Source organism: Ideonella azotifigens (genome assembly GCF_006519715.1).
GTDB classification, from domain to species: domain Bacteria; phylum Pseudomonadota; class Gammaproteobacteria; order Burkholderiales; family Burkholderiaceae_C; genus Ideonella; species Ideonella azotifigens.
Window position 1 is genome coordinate 1 of sequence record NZ_VIDT01000609.1, and the last position, 3,356, is coordinate 3,356.

Annotated in this window: 5 protein-coding genes; 3 read left to right on the forward strand and 2 right to left on the reverse strand. The window is 68.8% G+C overall.

Going from position 1 to position 3,356, the window contains the following annotated elements:
* Positions 1-18: 18 nt before the first annotated feature.
* Together FKP22_RS34545 and FKP22_RS24945 are read left to right on the forward strand one after the other, a co-directional pair.
* A complete protein-coding gene (locus FKP22_RS34545; protein WP_375140613.1) occupies positions 19-156 on the forward strand; it encodes a hypothetical protein in 138 nt (45 codons plus the stop codon).
* A gap of 48 nt (positions 157-204) precedes the next feature.
* Positions 205-771 (forward strand): adenine phosphoribosyltransferase, encoded by a 567-nt coding sequence (locus FKP22_RS24945; protein WP_141290358.1) that lies wholly within the window; start codon positions 205-207, stop codon positions 769-771.
* A 112-nt stretch (positions 772-883) separates the two neighbouring features.
* Here the strand turns inward: FKP22_RS24945 and FKP22_RS24950 are convergent, their stop codons facing one another.
* Entirely contained in the window at positions 884-1,348 is a 465-nt protein-coding gene (locus FKP22_RS24950; protein ID WP_141290360.1) for a cyclic nucleotide-binding domain-containing protein, read from the reverse strand.
* Positions 1,349-1,609: 261 nt separating this feature from the next.
* Here FKP22_RS24950 and FKP22_RS24955 point away from each other — a divergent pair, with 261 nt between their 5' ends.
* Positions 1,610-2,683 (forward strand): metallophosphoesterase, encoded by a 1,074-nt coding sequence (locus tag FKP22_RS24955; protein ID WP_141290362.1) that lies wholly within the window; start codon positions 1,610-1,612, stop codon positions 2,681-2,683.
* A 7-nt stretch (positions 2,684-2,690) separates the two neighbouring features.
* Here FKP22_RS24955 and FKP22_RS24960 read toward each other — a convergent pair.
* Positions 2,691-3,356 (reverse strand): GTPase (locus tag FKP22_RS24960; protein WP_211361570.1); only part of this gene is annotated, 666 nt, incomplete at its 5' end.

Below are 3,356 nucleotides of genomic sequence, written 5' to 3' on the forward strand. Positions count from 1 at the left end.
GCCGAGTTGGAGGTGCAGGTGGTCTCGGTGCGGCGGGCCAACGGCCACGTGATGGCGCCAGCCGACACCTTGCTGCTGGCGCCAGGCGACACGCTGGTGCTGTCCGGCCTGAGCGAGGCGCTGGCGCTGGCAGAGGCCAAGCTGCTGGAAGGCTGATGGGTTGAGCGCAAAATCTCGGGCCGCGCAAGCAGCCCGAACCGCCTCATGACCATCGCCCCCGCCCTGCTCACCGACCGCCCGAGCGACTACATCCGCGAGCACATCCGCACCGTTCCGGACTGGCCGGTGCCGGGCGTGCAGTTCCGCGACATCACGCCGCTGCTGCAGAACCCGCGGGTCTTCCGGGTGCTGATCGACCAGTTCGTGCACCGCTATTTCGACACCCGGCCGGACGTCATCGCCGGGCTGGACGCGCGCGGCTTCATCATCGGCTCGGTGCTGGCCTACGAGCTGAACGTCGGCTTCGTGCCGATCCGCAAGAAGGGCAAGCTGCCGTTCACCACGGTCGAGGAAACCTACGAGCTGGAATACGGCAGCGCGACGGTCGAGGTGCACACCGATGCCGTCAAACCTGGCGACCGCGTGCTGCTGATCGACGACCTGATCGCCACCGGCGGCACGATGATGGCCGGCAAGCGGCTGCTGGAGCGACTGGGCGCCACGGTGATCGAAGGTGCGGCCATCGTCGACCTGCCGGAGCTGGGTGGGTCTGACAAGCTGCGCGAGGCTGGCCTGCCGCTGTTCACACTCGTCGATTTTTCAGGCCATTGAATGGGGCACCCGGTTCGCCGGGTACGGCAAACCACCCGCCGGGCGGGTTGGGCTCGGCCAGCTTGGAACGGCCCGGCGCTGGCTTCGCCGGCCCGCGCTCGTCGGTCGAGACTCAGGCGAGCGGCAGCCCGCGGTCCAGGTTGGCACGCATGCGCTCGGACATCACCGCGCCGATGGAGCGCAGCAGCTCGATGCCCATGTCGCCCTGGCGGGTCAGCAGCTCTTCGAAGCGCGGGCGGGTCAACACCCACACCACCGCAGGCGACATGGCCTCGACCTGGGCCATGCGCGGGGTTTCGCCGAACATGCTGGGCTCGCCGACCACCGCACCGGAGCGCAGGATCGCGACGGCACGGCGGGCGGGGCCGGCGTCGGGCACGTAGACCTGCAGCGTGCCGCTTTCCAGCAAGTACATGTTGCGGTCCATGTCGCGGTGGCGGATCAACAGGTCACCGGCGCGCAGCTTGTGCTGCTGCAGGTAACTCTCGAACAGCGCCCACTGTTTGTCGTCAAAGCGCGGCCTGAATGCATCGTCTGCATTCAAGGACTGAATGGCCTGGACCAGCACGCTCGACATTGTTCTTCTCCTGGAACTGCTTGCCGCGGGCCCGCGCCCAAGCGCAGCAACCCATTGATCGGCAATGCCGGATTATTGGATCGGGGCGATGGCTGTAACAATCCCCCAAACTGGGCATTCATCGCCGCGCTGGCGCCGTTCGTCCTCAGCAGGCACGGAACGTGGCGGCAAAATGACCTAACTTGCGGGCACGATTTTCGCAGTTCTGCATGGCCGCAGCGCGCCTCTTGCGCCGCCTTACCCAGGAGCCGACGAACCGTCATGCTGCAAGCACTGGCCCACGGCCCGCTGGACATCATTGGCGACGTGCACGGCGAAGCCGACGCGCTGGACCAGTTGCTGGCACGGCTGGGTTACGACGCCCTGGGCCGGCACGCGCAAGGGCGGCGGCTGGTGTTCGTTGGCGACCTCTGCGACCGCGGGCCGGACACGCCACGGGTCTTTGCGCGGGTGCGCGGCATCGTCGAAGCGGGCCACGGCCAGCTGGTGCTGGGCAATCACGAGCTGAACCTGCTGCGCGGCGAGCGCAAGGACGGCAACGACTGGTTCTGGGGCCAGGACTCCGAGCGCGACCGCAAGTACGAGCCCTACATGCGCCTGCCCGGCGACCAGCGCCAGGCGCTGCTGCGCTTCCTGATGCGGCAGCCGTTTGCACTGGAGCGGCCAGACCTGCGCGTGGTGCACGCAGCCTGGCACGCGCCCTCCATCCAGGCGCTGCGCCAGCTGCCCACACCTGCGCCGCAGCTGCACGAGTTGTTCGACCACTGGGAAGCCACCACCGAGCGCCAGCTGGCCGACAGTGGACAGTTTGCAGCCAGCCAAGCCGAACGCAGCAGTTGGGCCGCGGCGCTGGCCAACCCGCGCAGCAGCGTGCCGCTGCTGCCGGGCGTGGCGGGTTACGAAGTGGGCCGGCAGATGGGCAACCCGCTGCGGGTGCTGACCTCGGGCCTGGAGCAGCCCGGCAAGGCCACCTTCTTCGCCGGTGGGCAGTGGCGTTTCGTCGAACGCGTGGCCTGGTGGGACCACTACCAGGAGCCGGTGCCCGTCGTCTTCGGGCACTTCTGGCGCCGGGTGCAAACCCCGGCTTCGTCGCCCCACGCCAAGGCCGAGCCGCAGCTGTTCGCCGGCATCGCACCCCATGCCTGGCACGGCGCGAAAGGCAATGTGTTCTGCGTCGACTTCTCGGCCGGCGGCCGCTTCCACGAACGCCGCCACGGCCAGGCTGTCGGCCACACGACGCCGCTGACGGCACTGCGCTGGCCCGAGCGCACGCTGGTGTTCGACCACGGTGGCGAGCTGCCGACCAGCGGCTTCGGCAAGCCAACGCCGAGCTGAATCTGGCCTACTTGCCGATGCAGAAGCGGCTGAAGATCTCGCCCAGCAAATCGTCTGCACTGAAGCGGCCGGTGATGCTTTGCAGCGCCAGGTGGGCCAGCCGCAACTCTTCGGCAAACAGGTCCAAGGCCTGATCGGCCTGGCTGGCATGCGCGGCCGCCCCGGCCAGGTGCTCGGCTGTCTGCTTGAGTGCCTGCACATGGCGGCTGCGGGCGATGAACACGCCTTCCGGTGCGGCTTGCCAGCCGGCGCGTTTCAGAAGCGCCTGGCGCAGCGCCTCCAGGCCAGCGCCGGTGCGGGCGGAGATCAGCAGGCGGCCATCGCTGCCGGCTGACACACCTGTGTCGGCCTTGTTGAAGACCTGCAGCAGGCGCGCCGGGTCGGCCGTCGCGAGGCGTTGCGCGATGCGGGCGTCGGCGGCCTGGTAGTCGGCATCGGCCAGCCGGGTCAGGTCGTGCAGGAAGACGATGGCGTCGGCGCTGTGGATGGATTCCCAGCTTCGCGCCATGCCGATGCGCTCGACTTCGTCGCCGGCTTCCGCGTCGTCGCGCAGGCCGGCCGTGTCGGTGATGTGCAGCGGCACGCCTTCGATCTGGATGGTCTCGCTGACACGGTCACGCGTGGTGCCGGCAATCGGCGTCACGATGGCCAGCTCCGCGCCGGCCAGCGCGTT

Bases quoted from the DNA above. Each gene is read 5' to 3' on its own strand.
- FKP22_RS24945 (WP_141290358.1), top strand. From the start codon at position 205: ATGACCATCGCCCCCGCCCTGCTCACCGACCGCCCGAGCGACTACATC.
- FKP22_RS24950 (WP_141290360.1), bottom strand. From the start codon at position 1,348: ATGTCGAGCGTGCTGGTCCAGGCCATTCAGTCCTTGAATGCAGACGAT.
- FKP22_RS24955 (WP_141290362.1), top strand. From the start codon at position 1,610: ATGCTGCAAGCACTGGCCCACGGCCCGCTGGACATCATTGGCGACGTG.